This window comes from Clostridium sp. NkU-1, assembly GCA_001312405.1.
In genome coordinates, this window is the sequence record BBDR01000002.1 from 463,453 (window position 1) to 479,025 (window position 15,573).

The window sequence follows — 15,573 nt, forward strand, 5'->3', positions numbered from 1 at the left end:
ATCTATAACTCGATTGAATTAAAGATAGAACCACCTTCAAGAACCAAAGTATTTGTATATCCGAAGTGTTTCAGGCGATTTTGTAATAAATAGGCTCTTTTGCCTTTGGAACAGGCCAGTAATAATTTATCATCCAATGAATATTCCGCAATTTTGCCGGTAACCTTTGTTAAATCCATATAAGGAGCACCTGCAATGGAAGGGGCAATAGAGGCATCAATTAATTTGTAACCTTCAGCTTGTCAGCCTTGTAATCTGTTGGAGTGATACTATTAAATACACCACTTATTTTATTTAAAAGAACATTCACCGTATGGGAAAAAGGATGAATTGCTGTAGAGAATGGAGGTGCATACGCTAAATCCATGTTCTCAATATCTTCTAAAGTTGCCTTCATCGTAAGAGCTGTAACTGCGATATCAATCATTTTATCAACGCTGCCTTTACCTAATACTTGAAGACCTAATAATCTCTTTGTAGTTCTATCAGCAATCATTTTTACTATAAAATAAGATGCCTGTGGATAGTAGTGTGCTTTATCATCCACTATAGTAACAACACTAACAGCATCATTACCAGCTGCAATAGCTCCTGCTTCTGTTAAACCAGTTCTTCCTACATTAAGTTCAGGTAATTTACATACACCGGTTCCGAGTACGCCGCGATAGGATATGCGGCTTCCGGCTATATTTCTAGCAGCAATACGTCCTTCAATATTAGCGGATGAACATAGGGGACCAGGTGCTTTCTCTGGTTAATGCATTGGATACGCAAGCACAGTCACCAATCGCGTAGATATCAGGATCATTTGTCAGAAGAAATTCATTTACCTTGATTGTCTGATTTTCCATTAAATCCAGACCAGTGTCTACAGCAAAGGATGTGTTAGCACGAATACCCATTGCAAGAATTACGGCATCACATTTGATAGCACGTTTTCCGGTTTGAACTTTCTCAACCTTCTCTTCACCAAGAATTGCTTCTAATCTGGTATTGGTCATTGCCATAATACTATGGTCAGCCAAGTGATTTTCAACATACTCTGCAAAGTCAGGGTCAAAACCAGGTAAAATGTGATCTGCCATATCCAATACAGTTACGCGTACCCCTTGGAGGCTTAAGTTCTCAGCAACTTCAAGGCCAATAAAACCACCACCTGCAACGACTGCACGTTTGATCTTTCCTGCTTCTATTGCTTCACGAAGTCCAATGGCATCTTCAGGAGTTCTCATGTAATATACGCCATCTAAATTAACACCTTCAATCGTTGGTTTCATTGGGCTTGCCCCGGAAGCAATCACTAACTTGTCATAGGAATATGTAGAAAGTTCGTTCGCTGCCAGGTTCATTGCTTCTACAGTTTTTTGGTCTCGGTTCATTTTGATAACTTCAGTCTCAGTCAATACTGTGACACCAGTTAACGCTGAAAAACTAGCTGGTGTGTTGACTATTAATTGCTCGCGTTGCTGGATTACGTTACCCACATAGTAAGGCAATCCACAACCGGCGTAGGAAATATCCTTACTTTTAGTTAGAATCGTTATGTCATAGTTGCGGTTTTCACGTTTTAACTTTGCTGCAACTTTAGTACCTGCGGCAACGCCGCCAATAATTAAAATCTTCACAGCTGCACCCCTTTGTTTATTTTTTTAACATATGTTTAATATAGCACTTGTTTTGATATAATAAAAGTGATAATATCTTATTGAAGTCATAGGTAAAACCTATGATAAAAAATAAAATAGAGGTGATTCCATGACGATACGTCATTTAAAAATATTTAACGAAGTAGCACAAAGTGGGAAGATGAGTATTGCTGCAGCTAAGTTTTATGTATCTCAGCCAACCGTAAGTCAAGCAATTAAGGAGTTGGAAGATCATTATGGAGCCCTATTGTTTGAACGGTTATCGAAAAAACTATATATAACAGAAAGGGGAAGACAGCTGCTTTCATATTCTAAGCAAGTGGTAGAACAATTTGATTATTTAGAAAGTAAAATGCTTGAAACAACAGGGTATCAAAAGCTTAAAATTGGTTCAACGATTACAATAGGCAGCTGTCTTATCAGTGATATATTGAATTCATATCAAGAGTTAAATAACGAAGTTGAAATCTATTCCTACATAAACAACACACATCATATCGAAGAGAAGATATTGAATTCTGAATTAGATATTGGTCTTGTAGAGGGTAGAGTGAAGAGCCCGGATTTAGTGACGATACCTGCTGTAGACGATTACTTGGTTTTAGTATGTAGTGCTAATCACCCATTTGCAAAGAAAAAGAGCTTTACATCAAAGGATTTAGCCGGAGAAAAATTTGTAATGCGAGAAGAAGGCAGTGGAACACGAGAACTATTTGAAAACTATTTAAAAGAACAGGGTGTATCCATAAATATTAGCACGGTTGCAAATTGTCCGACAGCAATGATCCGATCTGTGATTGATAATCATTGCCTGGCTGTACTATCCATTCGACTTGCAAAAGAGCAGATTGAAAATGGCAAGATCATTGTAATTAAAAATAGAGATACTACATGGAATCGCTTTTTTTAGTATTGTATATCATAAAAACAAATTTGTATCAAAGCAAATGGAAGAATTTATTGATCTGGTTAAAAAAATATAAGTATGCAGAAATCTTCGATCGCTTATTGTAGTGATATAGGTAAATCTTATGATTGTCTTAGAAGATTATTATTTATATCAATATAGGTGCTGTGTTATGTTAAAAGTGGAAGAATGGCTTAAATCTTACCCTTGTTTAGAGATAATCTCCCAAGATGGAGCACAAACCTATTCATCTGCGGCTCAAAGCTCTTATCCAAATGCAATACAAATTAGTGATTGGTAACCGGCGAGAACGAATATTGTTTGCACAGAAAAAAACGGGCTGAAGGTTATTCTATAAATGATATAGCTCTATTACTGCATTCTGCGACCACTACTATTCAAAAATATCTTTCAACATCAGAGAATGACCTTCCAATCAAAAAGGAAAATGCACGGGAACGCCAGAATATTCAAACCCAGGTAAGCCGGCACCTTACGAGCAGGAAGTAATAGAAATGCGTTCACAAGGAATGGCCTGTCAAATCAACTAACTTTGGGAAGGACCAATTAGCCGCTTACTTTCCTAAAGCATGGACACCCAAAAAGATTTGAAGAAAATCAGCATAGATATTGATATTCCATCATAGCGTAAATTTCCAGAAAAAGCACATATACAAACATATGTTCTGCTGATATAATTGGATTCAGGCCATAGTCATAAAAAATGGGAGGTGTTTCCTGGATGGAAGAGCAGATCTATTTATGTATTGATCTTAAATCATTTTATGCTTCTGTAGAATGCGTGGAACGTAAGCTTGATCCTCTAGCTACTAATCTTGTGGTGGCTGACCCTGAGAGAAGTGAGAAAACAATATGTCTTGCGATTACACCATCCATGAAAGCATTGGGAATAAAGAACCGATGCAGGGTGTTTCAGATACCCCAAGGTGTGCAGTACATCATGGCACCACCGAGAATGAAGCTCTACATTAAATATTCAGCAGATATTTATGGTATTTATTTAAAATATATTTCAAAAGAGGATATCCATGTTTATTCCATTGATGAGTCATTTCTTGATGTGACTCATTATCTTTCCATGTATCATATGAACGCAAGGGAATTGGCATTACGGATTATGGAGGATATTAAAAGTACCAAAGGAATTACCGCTACAGCAGGAATTGGAACAAATTTGTATCTGGCAAAAGTAGCACTGGATATTATGTCAAAGCATGCGAAAGACAATATCGGATATCTGAATGAGGAACTCTATCAAAAAAACAATGTGGAAGCATCAACCCCTGACTGACTTCTGGAGAATAGGTAAGGGAATTTCAAACAGACTGAATCGTATAGGTATCGCCAATATGGGCGATATTACCCGCACAGATGAGGATTCGTTATACCGATTGTTTGGCATTGATGCGGAGCTTTTAATAGACCACGCCTGGGGAAGGGAAACAACCACTATGGCGGATATTAAAGCATATAGTTCAAAAAGCAATTCCATGTCCAGCGGCCAGGTGCTTGCAAGAGATTACAGCTTTGAAGAGTGCAGGCTGATTGTAAAGGAGATGGCTGATGCCTTATGTCTGGATATGGTAGATAAAAATGTGGTTACTGGTTCTATGTCATTGATGATTGGATATTCTAATGAACTGGAACTAAAACCGGCGATAGGAACGACAGCCATGTCTGTTACCACTAATTCCTACCGAACGATTATACCCTATGTGATGGGACTGTATGAGCGTATTGTGGATAAGAGCAAACCAATACGGCGGCTGAGTCTCTCATGCAATAATATTGTTAATGAAGCTTACGAACAGTATGACTTATTTACTGACCCAGCAGAACTGGAAAAGGACAGGAAGTTACAGAAAGCAGCATTGGAAATAAAAGAAAGGTTTGGTAAAAATGCTCTTGTACGTGGGATGGATCTGCAGAAAGCTGGTACCACTATAGAACGTAACAGGCAGATTGGGGGTCATAAAAGTGGAGAATAGAAGGAGTAAAATGGACAGGAGAAGCCGCGCGAAACAATTTATGCCCTTTGATGCATTAAAAGGATTTCGGGAAGCAGTGGCAGAAAAAGAAAGGATTATCGTTCCTAAACGTGATCTGCCGGAAGAGAAAAAAAGAGGAGTTAGATTGGAAGTTAAGACGGATTCAGAAAGAAAACATAATTACTGTGGAATATTTCCAGGATAGAGAATATGTGCAGGTAACCGGAATGGTAACACGAATAGACGATGCAAACAGAACATTGGAGATTGCCAATACGAGGATAGCTTTTGTTGATATTTCTGATTTAAAGTGTGATATGTTTCAAGAGTAGATTGGTGTGTAGAAGAACGCTTGCTGTAAATAATTATACAAAAGAGAGGCTGACAAGTAATGACAGCGAAAGAAAAATCAAAACTGATTAAGCAGTCCGGTAAACTTTATACCTATGGATTAACAGTGGAAAATACAAGGTTTGCCGCCTGAATAAAATAAATAAGTATTAGGCCCGTCTTACACCGGGCCTTGTTGTCTGCCACATCCAATGTATTATTCTTTCATAATGTAAAACCGTGGTTTTCCTTTTCAAACTTGTACCCCATTTTGATTTATACTCAATCGCCTTAGTGGGACCGCCTCCGATACAGGCCATACAGTGTGTGTAGTTCCTTTTCGTACGGGTTTTCCATTAACCATATCAATGTTATTTAAAGGACATTCGATGCATTTTTGGCAGGAAATGCAGTCACTGGACACAGTAAAGCCTTTGTCATGGATCGCTAAAGGGTAATATAACAGATTGACCGGCCCGCTTAACCGCCTGCTTTAAAAGGACATAGGTGTTTCAGGAAACAACCCTCCTGTGGTCTGCTTATGGGAAACTAACCTGCCCTGTTCACGTCGATTCCGCTTACCATCATTCGCAAATATTCTTTCGCCTGTGCCTTTGAGCACTCCTTTTTATGGAGATATTTCCATTCCAATATAATCAATACTGACTCACTGTATAGCTTTGCAGCCATCTCCTGGGGTATTTTGAATTGGTGCGTATTCGGACTGCTTTTAGAAGCTGCCATCATATTTGTAATGAGATAAAAATGAATTTGGTTGATAAAGTATTGATTTGGATGGTTATTTTTCAAAATACGCTGGACGGTCCCAATATTTTGGTCAAAGAAATCAATAAAGTTTTCCATCAGTGTGTTCAATCGTTTCTGACAATTACCTGCTTCTTGATAACCGCTGTCAATTTGCTTATGAACGGTCAAAAAAACAGTATCCCAGCAGATCATATTTATCATCGAAATAATTATAAAAGGTGGCTCGCGGCAGCATTGCTTTTTCACAAAGCTCCTGAACTGCAATTTCCTCGAAAGACTTTACAGCAAGCAAGGTCAACATTGCTTTCTGCAAAGAAATGAGAGTCCGGGCGGCGCCAATAGTTAATTTTTTAGATAAATCATATTTCATTTGATAATCTCCTTTGACATTTTTTTCAAATCTGTCTAAATCTCGACTTCCTCACGATTCTGTCACTTGTATTCCTTATGACTATATTATAGACTAAAATAAAAATTTAGACAGGTGCAAAAATTCTGCGAGAACTGACTGGACGATTTAAGCTCAAAAATGAAGCGGAATCAGTTTAACCTCATCAAGCAGCGGAGCGGATTGCGAATATCTGCTAGACTAATTGGTTGAAACAAAGGAAAGGTAGGTCTATGTTATGAGAGAACATATAATTTCAGTAGATTTTAAGAAGTGTATCGGGTGCAGTATGTGCCAGCGGGATTGTCCTGAAAACAATATTTCGATTACAGACAAGAAAGCGGTAATCAAGTCGCAAAGCTGCATGAAGTGCGGACATTGCGTTGCAGTCTGCCCAAAAGCCGCTGTTTCTATCACAGGTTTTGACGAACCTCCAATTGAGATCGAAAATCCAACGATTTTAAATCCGAAACAGCTTCTAAGCGCAATTCAAACAAGAAGAACGATTCGGCAGTTTAAGAATCAGCCGGTGGCGCCCGAGGTAATCACGCAGATCCTAGAAACCGGACGCTGGACGCCAACCGGAAAGAATGCGCAGGATGTATCCTATATCGTGCTAAGGGATAACATGGAAAGTTATGAAAAAATAGCGGTACGTTTATTTAGAAGACTTCTGCCGCTAGTAAAGCTGGTGAATCCCAGCATAAAAAATGCAGTGATTGATGATCACTTTTTCTTTAAAAAAAGCACCGGTCGTCATTATGATTCTGTCGAAAAGCGAGATCAATGCTTCCCTTGCCGCCTCCAACATGGAATTAATGGCTCAGGCCCATGGTCTGGGAGTCCTTTACAGCGGGCTTTTTAGCATGGCCGTAAACCTTTCTAGAAAGCTGCAAAAGGCGCTGCAGCTGACACATAAAGACCGGGTCGTTACAACACTGGTGCTTGGTTATTCAGACGTAAATTATCGCCGCACCGCACAAAAAGATGCGGCGGTCGTCCGATATTTATAAAGAAATACAGGGCTTATCTGTACAACAGCGGATGGGAATTGGAGCCGTATATGGAGTATTGCTGGTGGTTTTATTGTTGGCAGCTTTTATCTCTATTAAATCAGACATCGAAAAATGAGAGTTGTCATGCTTTATCATCACCTAATATATCTGCCGTCCACCTTCCAAGGCCTCATCCAGCTGTTTATCAGTACACTTTCTTGCCGCCTCTGCATCACGCGCTTTGATGCATTTATATAAACCAAGTACGCTATCGTATAGTGCCTCTTTTCCGTAACGCAGACAAAAACGCTTCCAAAGCTGTGTTACAACAGGTTTAAAAGATATGTAAATTAAAGGTATAATACTGTTTCCGCTGATAACGGAAAGTTTGTGATGAAAAGAGAAGGTGGCTGAGACCGTCTCTTCAATAGAATTTGCATTTGCAACTTCCTCTAATAATCCTTCCAATCCAAGAATATCCTCATTCGATGAATTTTTTATAATCGAATCCGTTGCCAGATGTTCCAATGCCCGGCGAACTTCAAGGATTGAGTAAATTTCTGCTTGTCCAAGTGTATCTCCGTGATATTCCATAATGGCATTTAAGGTATTGATATTTCCGTTCCTGCCGTAATCTGCTACAAAAACCCCCTGCCTTGGATGTACTTCCAAAAAAAACCCTGTTTTTCAAGTTCTGCAAACCCACTGTTAACCACTGCACGGCTGACCTGCATCTGTCTCGCAATCTCCCTTTCAGGAGGTAATTTGCTTCCAACCGGGATATGCCCTGATAAAATCATGTCTCGAATCTGACAAATAAACATTTCTTTTAAGCTCAAAGCGCTAAGTTTCTGAAATTCCATTTTCTCCCCCCTTATTCTGGCTCTGGCCATACCAGAAATCAATACCATTTTATCATACATTCTCACAAAAATTCAACAAATAAATATGTGATAATGACAATTATTTTTTTGCAATATTGCCAGTATCCATAGAATATCTTATAATAATATTGTTAAAAAATAAACTAAACTGTTCACCTGGCTGAACCAGAGCACTGATGGAAAATATTCCTGCATTTTGATGGTTAAAAGACCTTTGAAGAAAAGGAAAATGCCAAAAAGTGAGTTTTAAGCCAACAGATGACAGAAAAGAGAATGAGAAGAAAGGAGCGCGACACATGGAAGATTTTAAAGTTCTTGAGATAAAAACAAGTGTCTTTGCTGACAACAACATACAAGCTGGAAAGCTTCGTGAAGAATTAAAGGGTAAGAAGGTCTTTCTTCTTAATCTGATGTCCAGTCCCGGTGCCGGTAAAACCACTACCCTGACCCGTACGATTCATGCCCTAAAGAACGACTTTAATATTGGTGTTATGGAAGCGGATATTGATTCTGACGTGGATGCCCGTACCATTCAGCAAACTGGTGCAAAAGCCATCCAGCTGCATACCGGCGGCATGTGCCATCTGGATGCGGAAATGACCCGCCAGGGATTAGAGGGTCTTGATACAGACGGTCTTGACCTTGTAATATTAGAGAATGTAGGCAACCTGGTCTGTCCTGCAGAATTTGATACCGGCGCAGTAAAAAAATGCTATGATCCTCTCCGTACCGGAAGGAGACGACAAACCTCTTAAATATCCGCTGATGTTCTCTATTTGCGATGTGGTACTGATAAACAAGATGGATGTAATACCGTATTTTAATTTTGATATGGAAAAATGCAAAGCAAATATTAGACTTCGTAATCCCAACGCTATTATCATTCCCATCAGTGCTCTGAAAGATGAAGGAATTAAGGAATGGACCGACTGGTTAAGCAATGAAGTAAAATCCTGGTGTGAATAACAAGAGTATAACCAGCATAAAAAGGTATTCATAAACTTCAAATGCGCAAACAAGTGCAGGAAAGGAAATTATGAGTGAATTAAGACCTAAAATTGTAAGATTGGCAAAAATGGTAGGCGGTATTGCCGGAGCCATGAACAAAATCGATGAAAATTCTCCCGAATACTACGCTCTAAACTGTGTTGTAACAGATGACATGGCTGATATTGCTATGATCATAGGGCTGCGTAAACCCCGTACCTTCGAGTATATCGCTAAGCGTTCCGGAAAGAGTAAAAAAAAGAGACAAGGGACCTCTTAGAGCAGCTGACCTACACAGGAGTCGCCAAAGTATGGAAGGATAAGGAGGATCATAAAGAACGGTTTTTTGTAAATATATTTGCCCCCGGTATGTTGGAAATGATGGTAAATAACCGTGAACAGCTTAACGAACATCCTGAAATCGGTAAAGCTTTTGAAGAATACACCAGACTGCGTCTTGCGCCTATGGCAGCAAAATTCCCTCAAGGCATGGCAATGATGCGTGTCATTCCTGTAGAAGAGTCCATCAAGGATATCCCCGGTACAAAACCCTGGGAACGTCTCTCCTATTACCTGGATAAATATGATACGTTCACGGTATCTGACTGCTCCTGCCGCCAGTCACGCCGTGTACTGGATGAAGGCTGCGGCCATCTGGAAAAAGACATCTGTATCCAGATGGGCGAAGGTGCCGAATATTATATAAGAACAGGCAGAGGCCGCCAGATTTCACGGAAGAAGCAAAAGAAATTATTAAATTTGCAGAAAATAACGGCCTGATGCATGAAATCGCCCATACCGACGGACTTGGTGAATCAGCGGCAATCTGCAACTGTTGTGGCTGCTCCTGCTTCTCCCTGCGTCTTGCCACACTTTTTAATACTCCGGATTCCATACGTTCCAATTTCACTGCCAAGGTAAATAAGGAAAACTGCGTAGCCTGCGGACAGTGTGTGGAAAATTGTCCTGTTAATGCTTTGAAACTTGGCCAAAAGCTCTGTTCCAAAACACCTGTTGCCATAAAGGCAGAACCTACCGCACGTGACCATGTCTGGAAAGAAAGCAACTGGAATGTGGATTACCGCGAGAACCGTAAAGATGTTACAGAAGAAGGTACATCTCCTTGTAAAACTGCCTGTCCGGCTCATATTTCCGTACAGGGTTACATAAAGCTTGCTGCTTCCGGCCGTTACCATGAAGCATTAGAGCTGATAAAGAAAGAAAATCCTTTCCCTGCTGTCTGCGGACGGATCTGTCCTCATGGCTGCGAAAGCGAATGTACCCGCGGAGATATTGATGAGCCGGTTTCCATTGACGAAATCAAAAAAATTTATTGCGGATAAAGAGCTGGATGGTTCGATCCGCTATATCCCGCCCATGCGTTACCACCTTGGAAATAAAATCGCAGTGGTCGGCTCCGGTCCGTCCGGTCTTTCCTGTGCATATTACCTGGCAATTGATGGTTATCAGGTAACAGTATTTGAAAAGGAAGAAAAACTTGGTGGTATGCTTACCCTTGGTATTCCCTCCTTCCGCCTGGAAAAGGAGGTTCTTAATGCTGAAATAGACGTTCTGCGTGAAATGGGTGTTACCTTTAAAACCGGAATTGAAGTCGGAAAAGATATTACTCTTAATGAACTTCGGAAAGAAGGTTACGAAGCCTTCTATCTGGCAATAGGCGCACAGGGTGGCAGAAGCTTGGCATTGAAGGGGAAGAAGCTAAGGGTGTTATTTCCGGCGTTGATTTCCTTCGTAATGTAAATCTTGGAAAAAAAGGCAGAGCTTTCCGGTAATGTAGTTGTGATCGGCGGCGGAAATGTAGCAATTGATGTGGCCCGTACAGGGGTAAGGCAGGGGGCTGCTGCTGTTAATCTTTACTGCCTGGAAAGTATCAGTGAAATGCCGGCATTACCGGAGGAGATTGCAGAGGCTGAGGAAGATAAAGTTTCCTTTCATAATGGCTGGGGCCCTAAGCGCATCCTGACAGAAGATGGAAAGGTGACCGGTGTAGAATTTAAGCGCTGCATCAGTGTATTCGATGAAGACCATCGTTTCGCTCCAAAGTACGAAGAAAATGATACGATCACTGTGGAAGCTGATACCGTACTGCTTTCCATTGGTCAGTCCATTGAGTGGGGCGGACTTCTCTCAGAAAGCAAGGTTGAGCTTGGACGCGGAGGTACTGCCAAAGCTGACAGCCTGACCTTACAGACTTCGGAACCGGACATTTTTGTCGGCGGTGACTGTTTTACAGGACCCCAATTTGCAATCCATGCCATAGCAGCCGGAAAAGAAGGTGCAATTTCTATTCACCGTTATGTACAGCCGGGACAGTCTCTTGTATTTGGCCGTGACCGCCGGGAATACCATGCTTTTGATAAAAATAACGTTGCTATCGATTTACAGGATTTTGATAGGACTCCCCGCCAGAGACCAGGACATTCTCCTGAGAAAAAAAGGCAGCTTCTATGATGAACGAATGACCTTTACCGAGGAACAGTTAAAGAAAGAGACGGAACGCTGCCTTGGCTGCGGTGCAGTAGAAATCGACAGTTATATGTGCATTGGATGCGGCATGTGTACGACCAAATGTAAATTTGATGCAATTCATCTTGAGCGCACCTATGACACGGTTCCCAATACCTATGAAAAACTTCCTGTGAAGATTGCAACCAACGCAATTGTACGTACCGGAAAGATTGCCGCAACTGTCCTCAAAGAAAGCGTTGGCAGAAGAAGCTGACGAAAAAAGGAGAGGGAATAATGCATGAGCTTGGTGTATTAAACTCTATGGTCCACACCATTGAGCGTATCGTAAAGGAGCAGAACGTAACAGAGGTCTACAAGCTTGTCATTGAAGTTGGCGAGCTTTCCGGTATCGTGCCCAGATATTTAGAGCAAAGCTGGCCCGCTGCCTCCTATAAGACTTTTATGGAAAAAACAGAGCTGGAGCTTATCGTCATTCCCGGTATTGTTAAATGTAAAGGCTGCGGCAGGGTATTTAATGCTGTTTACAGTGATTTAAATTGCCCTGACTGCGGCAGCAAGGATATGGAAATCCTGGAGGGAGATGACATGATAATTAAGGAAATCGTGTGCAACTAAAGCATTCCAACGATGAAGCTATAACATTTCCTGGACGTAAGGTGGTGATAGGAGGAAATGTGGCCGTTGATGCAGTGACAATCTGTGATGACTGCAGAATGACATATTCCACACTTATTCCACACTGGAATATAAAAAGATTTGCCCCCATTGCGGGAGAGAATCCACTTACCTGGCAGCGGGGGAAGAATTAAATATAAAGGCAATGGAACCGTGTTAAATAGGAGGAATGGGTATGTTTGTTTTTTCAGAAAGTGTTCCTACAATATTGGTGTTACTGGTATGGCTTGGGGTGTTCTTATCGTTGTTTGCTGCAAATGAATTAAGCCGCCGTTTTAAATGGGTGGGGTTTGGCTGCTTTGTTGTGCTTCCGGTAGTTTTAACAGTTTTATGGCTGACAAAGTTAAAGGATACTTCTTATATGGACTGGTTTCATCTGGCAAAGGTTTACTCTTCTACGGCGGGCTGTATTGGTTTTTGGTGTATCCGTCATATCAAAAAGCTGCAGAATAATAAAATTGCGTTATGTTTCCCGCCGTTAATTCTGGCTGTAAATATCCTGGAAGCCTGTTTCCGGGATTTTGAAGTAAGCCAGTACGTGACACCGGTTATGGAGTATATGAACAATCAGGTTCAGTACTATATCGGCGGTCCATGGAATGTCATGAACGGGATTGCAGGTCTTTTAAATATTGTGACCATTACAGGCTGGTTTGGAATCTGTATTCGAAAGAAGACCAGTAAGGATAAAAGCCAGGATATGCTTTGGCCTGATATGATGTGGTTCTGGATTATCGCCTATGATTTTTGGAATTTTGCTTATACCTATAACTGCCTTCCCACTCACGCATGGTATTGTGGATTTGCACTTTTACTGGCCCCCACGATCTGTGCATTTACAATTGGTAAGGGAGCATGGCTGCAGCATCGTGCCCAGACACTGGCCCTATGGTGTATGTTTGCCCAGACATTTCCGGCATTTCAGGATGCCAGCCGTTTTCTGGTGCATTCCGGATCCAGTAAGGCAATTGCAGAAGCAGCAATACGGGAAGGAATCCTTTCCCCTGACGGGTATACGGTATTGACCGGAACAGGAATCCAGCCGGTAGCAGGTGTATCACCGGATACTACTTTATTATTTGTTATGAGTTTACTTGCTCTTCTTGTAAATATCGGAGTATTTGTCTATATGATTCACAGAATGTATAAGACAAAGAGAAATCCATATACCGGAGAATTATATACGGATCATAAGAAGTATCAGGAGATTAAGGCTTTGGCAGAGTAAATTTAAGGGAGAAGAAATATGAAAAAGCTTAAAATAACACTTGCCTGTGCTGGCGGTATGTCAAGCAGTATGTTATGCAAGAAAATTATCGCTGCATCAGAAAAGAAAGGCTATGCAGGGACAGAGTGCGATGCCTATTCTGTTCATAGCTTGCAGTCGGCAGCTCCGGGCAGTGACGTAATTTTGCTTGGACCTCAGGTAGGATATATGAAGGATACGATAGTAAAAAAATATCCGGATGTTCCTGTTGAGGTTATTAATATGAAAGACTATGGGATGATGAGAGGTGAAAAAAATATTTAATGATATGGCGGAAAAGTTTGGTTGGTAAATGATCCAATTTGCATAGAAGAGAGTGAGAAGTATGAGTGAAGATAAAATTACTCCAGTTTATATACGATTGGTATTGAGTTTTTAAAGGGCATATGTTATCATTATAAAAATATATTTTTAGATATTAGGCATAAGTTGATCCACGTTTGCTAGGGAAAATCTTAGCAAACGTGTTTTTTTGGAGGTTAGTATATGAAAAAAGGAAGATTAGTGCTGGAAATTTTAACGATCATGTTAGGGAATTTTATTTATGCAGTAGGAATTGTGTTTTTTTATTATGCCTTCAGGTTTGATTACCGGGGGAACTACAGGGATTGCAATTGCCCTTAATCATTATACAAAATTACCTATATCAAGTATTGTATTAGCTTTTAATGTAATTATGTTTCTTGTCGGATTGTTCGTTTTGGGAAAAAAAGTTCGCATTAACTACGCTAATTAGTACATTATTCTTTCCGTTATGTTTGGAAGTATTGCAGACATTGTTCGCAAATTTTGTAATTACAGATGATATTTTTTTTATGTACAATATTTGGAGGTGTTTGTATAGGAAGTGCTATTGCTCTTGTTATCAGAGTTGGTGCAAGTACTGGAGGTATGAGTATACCACCTTTAATTTTGCACAAGTATATGCATATTCCGGTATCTGTCAGTTTATACGTAGGCGACTGTATCATACTTGCACTACAGGTAACATTTAGTGATAAAAATAAAATCCTTTATGGCATCATTTTAGTTATGATTTATTCCATCGTTTTAGATAAACTTCTTATACTTGGTACAAATAAAATACAGATAAAAGTAATAAGTGTCAAATCTTCGGAGATAAAAGATGCAATAATTTCGAGATTTGACAGAGGAGTTACACTTTTGCATGGTAAATCAGGATATCTGGAACGAGAGATGGATGTTTTACTAACTGTTATTTCTAATAATGATTTATCTAAGTTTGAAAAGCTGATTCATGAAATAGACGAGGAGGCCTTTGTTATTATTAGCCATGTTAATGAGGTAAGAGGCAGAGGATTTAGTATAGGAAAAAAATATTTATAATTTTAAAAGCAAGACAGTCAAACGGTCAAAAAGCTGTTAATTGCCAGGTTAAGAAGTTAGAAAGTTTTCCTGATACCTTTCGGGTATAATTTATATTGATTTTACAATGAGAGGAGATTTATTATGGAATTAAAAATTATTCAAGGAAATGTTTCAGAAGAAATCTTAGAACTATATGTAAAGTCTTTTCGTATGAAACCCTGGAATGAAAAGTGGACATTGGGCATGGCTGGTATGAGGATAAACGATTATCTTCAAAATCCCATGGCTCTGGGATATGAAGCCCGTCAAGATGGAAATATAGTTGGATTTTTAATGGGATACATAACCTCCTATTTAGGGGTTAAAGAATTCCATATACAGGATTTTGTGATTTCTGTAGATTTTAGTAGAATGGGACTGGGAACCCAGATGCTGTCTTTGGTTCAACAGGATGTGAAAAGAAGAGGGGTAGAAAGAATTAACTTACTCACTTTGAGAGATCCAAGGACTGAAGGATTCTACAATAAAAATGGATATGAAACTGATTCAAACCTTGTGTTTATGAATAAAAAAAATATTATAAAATAAAGTATGGGTGAATGGACAACGGGAAATTCCATTATAACAGGATCCTATGTACTGATTGCCTGGCTTGTGAGAAACTGTATGCAGGATGCACTTGAATTTCATGGAAAAGATATGGAACTGAATTTTATCATGGAAGAAGTGATGAAGGATAAGGATTACTAAGGGGATTGAATAAGTACCTGGCAGTATGATTGGGGGCAAAGTGCAAGATCGGCACATGGCAGAACTTCTGACAGAACTTATGATATATTTTTCTTCCAGTTTTTGGTATAATCAAAAAATCGGAATCCAGAGGTGGAAGTCATATGAA

Annotated in this window: 20 protein-coding genes and 4 pseudogenes; 17 read left to right on the forward strand and 7 right to left on the reverse strand. The window is 39.9% G+C overall.

What is annotated here, in order from left to right; all coding sequences use genetic code 11:
* Positions 1-2: 2 nt before the first annotated feature.
* The 3 genes from JCM10519_RS26590 to JCM10519_RS26600 are packed head-to-tail and all read right to left on the reverse strand — an operon-like array spanning position 3 to position 1,625.
* Positions 3-179 (reverse strand): rhodanese-like domain-containing protein, encoded by a 177-nt coding sequence (locus JCM10519_RS26590; protein WP_347843168.1) that lies wholly within the window; start codon positions 177-179, stop codon positions 3-5.
* Between the two features lie 41 nt (positions 180-220).
* Positions 221-715, reverse strand: coding sequence for a hypothetical protein (locus tag JCM10519_RS26595; RefSeq protein WP_347843224.1), 495 nt, complete (start codon positions 713-715; stop codon positions 221-223).
* Between the two features lies 1 nt (position 716).
* Positions 717-1,625, reverse strand: coding sequence for an FAD-dependent oxidoreductase (locus JCM10519_RS26600; RefSeq protein WP_347843169.1), 909 nt, complete (start codon positions 1,623-1,625; stop codon positions 717-719).
* 130 nt (positions 1,626-1,755) lie between these two features.
* On the opposite strand from JCM10519_RS26600, the gene JCM10519_RS05000 reads away from it, so the two are divergent.
* From JCM10519_RS05000 to JCM10519_RS26610, 4 genes and pseudogenes are all read left to right on the forward strand, one after another.
* Positions 1,756-2,556 carry a LysR family transcriptional regulator gene (locus JCM10519_RS05000; protein ID WP_347843170.1) on the forward strand — a complete coding sequence of 267 codons (801 nt, stop codon included), beginning with the start codon at positions 1,756-1,758 and terminating at the stop codon, positions 2,554-2,556.
* Positions 2,557-3,295: 739 nt separating this feature from the next.
* Positions 3,296-4,562: pseudogene (locus JCM10519_RS05005) on the forward strand (DNA repair protein).
* Positions 4,552-4,767, forward strand: coding sequence for a hypothetical protein (locus JCM10519_RS26605; protein ID WP_347843230.1), 216 nt, complete (start codon positions 4,552-4,554; stop codon positions 4,765-4,767). The pseudogene JCM10519_RS05005 and the gene JCM10519_RS26605 overlap by 11 nt, the downstream one beginning before the upstream one ends.
* Positions 4,748-4,894 carry a hypothetical protein gene (locus tag JCM10519_RS26610; protein WP_347843225.1) on the forward strand — a complete coding sequence of 49 codons (147 nt, stop codon included), beginning with the start codon at positions 4,748-4,750 and terminating at the stop codon, positions 4,892-4,894. Before JCM10519_RS26605 ends, JCM10519_RS26610 begins: the two co-directional genes overlap by 20 nt.
* A gap of 547 nt (positions 4,895-5,441) precedes the next feature.
* On the opposite strand, the gene JCM10519_RS05015 is transcribed toward JCM10519_RS26610, so the two are convergent.
* Both JCM10519_RS05015 and JCM10519_RS05020 read right to left on the reverse strand, forming a co-directional pair.
* On the reverse strand, positions 5,442-5,828 hold the full coding sequence (locus JCM10519_RS05015; RefSeq protein WP_347843171.1) for a hypothetical protein: 387 nt from the start codon (positions 5,826-5,828) through the stop codon (positions 5,442-5,444).
* The gene (locus tag JCM10519_RS05020; RefSeq protein WP_054738139.1) at positions 5,815-6,030 is read right to left on the reverse strand and encodes a TetR family transcriptional regulator; all 216 of its coding nucleotides are present in this window, start codon (positions 6,028-6,030) and stop codon (positions 5,815-5,817) included. The genes JCM10519_RS05015 and JCM10519_RS05020 overlap by 14 nt, the downstream gene beginning before the upstream one ends.
* Before the next feature lie 256 nt (positions 6,031-6,286).
* On the opposite strand from JCM10519_RS05020, the pseudogene JCM10519_RS26615 reads away from it, so the two are divergent.
* Positions 6,287-6,640: pseudogene (locus JCM10519_RS26615) on the forward strand (4Fe-4S dicluster domain-containing protein); the annotation flags it as partial.
* 130 nt (positions 6,641-6,770) lie between these two features.
* Complete coding sequence (locus JCM10519_RS26620; RefSeq protein WP_347843172.1) at positions 6,771-7,061, forward strand: nitroreductase family protein; 291 nt, start codon at positions 6,771-6,773, stop codon at positions 7,059-7,061.
* 141 nt (positions 7,062-7,202) lie between these two features.
* On the opposite strand, the gene JCM10519_RS05030 is transcribed toward JCM10519_RS26620, so the two are convergent.
* On the reverse strand, positions 7,203-7,715 hold the full coding sequence (locus tag JCM10519_RS05030; RefSeq protein WP_347843173.1) for an FCD domain-containing protein: 513 nt from the start codon (positions 7,713-7,715) through the stop codon (positions 7,203-7,205).
* The gene (locus JCM10519_RS26625) at positions 7,682-7,906 is read right to left on the reverse strand and encodes a winged helix-turn-helix domain-containing protein (RefSeq protein ID WP_347843174.1); all 225 of its coding nucleotides are present in this window, start codon (positions 7,904-7,906) and stop codon (positions 7,682-7,684) included. Before JCM10519_RS26625 ends, JCM10519_RS05030 begins: the two co-directional genes overlap by 34 nt.
* A 317-nt stretch (positions 7,907-8,223) precedes the next feature.
* On the opposite strand from JCM10519_RS26625, the pseudogene hypB reads away from it, so the two are divergent.
* The 11 genes and pseudogenes from hypB to JCM10519_RS26645 all read left to right on the forward strand — a co-directional run bounded on the left by hypB (position 8,224) and on the right by JCM10519_RS26645 (position 15,425).
* Positions 8,224-8,893, forward strand: a pseudogene (hypB, locus tag JCM10519_RS05035) (hydrogenase nickel incorporation protein HypB).
* A gap of 109 nt (positions 8,894-9,002) precedes the next feature.
* Positions 9,003-11,657 (forward strand): annotated as a pseudogene (locus tag JCM10519_RS05040) (FAD-dependent oxidoreductase).
* A gap of 20 nt (positions 11,658-11,677) precedes the next feature.
* Positions 11,678-12,019 (forward strand): hydrogenase/urease maturation nickel metallochaperone HypA, encoded by a 342-nt coding sequence (locus JCM10519_RS05045; protein WP_054738140.1) that lies wholly within the window; start codon positions 11,678-11,680, stop codon positions 12,017-12,019.
* A gap of 59 nt (positions 12,020-12,078) precedes the next feature.
* A complete protein-coding gene (locus JCM10519_RS05050; protein WP_347843175.1) occupies positions 12,079-12,213 on the forward strand; it encodes a hypothetical protein in 135 nt (44 codons plus the stop codon).
* Between the two features lie 35 nt (positions 12,214-12,248).
* Positions 12,249-13,307: a DUF5692 family protein gene (locus JCM10519_RS05055; protein ID WP_054738142.1), complete on the forward strand. Its 1,059-nt coding sequence runs from the start codon at positions 12,249-12,251 to the stop codon at positions 13,305-13,307.
* Between the two features lie 18 nt (positions 13,308-13,325).
* Positions 13,326-13,610, forward strand: coding sequence for a hypothetical protein (locus JCM10519_RS05060; protein WP_054738143.1), 285 nt, complete (start codon positions 13,326-13,328; stop codon positions 13,608-13,610).
* A 222-nt stretch (positions 13,611-13,832) separates the two neighbouring features.
* The gene (locus JCM10519_RS26630; protein WP_347843231.1) at positions 13,833-13,970 is read left to right on the forward strand and encodes a hypothetical protein; all 138 of its coding nucleotides are present in this window, start codon (positions 13,833-13,835) and stop codon (positions 13,968-13,970) included.
* Complete coding sequence (locus tag JCM10519_RS26635) at positions 13,918-14,082, forward strand: YitT family protein (RefSeq protein WP_347843176.1); 165 nt, start codon at positions 13,918-13,920, stop codon at positions 14,080-14,082. The genes JCM10519_RS26630 and JCM10519_RS26635 overlap by 53 nt, the downstream gene beginning before the upstream one ends.
* A gap of 65 nt (positions 14,083-14,147) precedes the next feature.
* Complete coding sequence (locus tag JCM10519_RS26640) at positions 14,148-14,693, forward strand: YitT family protein (RefSeq protein ID WP_347843177.1); 546 nt, start codon at positions 14,148-14,150, stop codon at positions 14,691-14,693.
* A gap of 123 nt (positions 14,694-14,816) precedes the next feature.
* On the forward strand, positions 14,817-15,263 hold the full coding sequence (locus JCM10519_RS05070; protein WP_054738144.1) for a GNAT family N-acetyltransferase: 447 nt from the start codon (positions 14,817-14,819) through the stop codon (positions 15,261-15,263).
* Positions 15,264-15,266: 3 nt separating this feature from the next.
* Positions 15,267-15,425: a hypothetical protein gene (locus JCM10519_RS26645; protein WP_347843178.1), complete on the forward strand. Its 159-nt coding sequence runs from the start codon at positions 15,267-15,269 to the stop codon at positions 15,423-15,425.
* Positions 15,426-15,573: the final 148 nt, after the last annotated feature.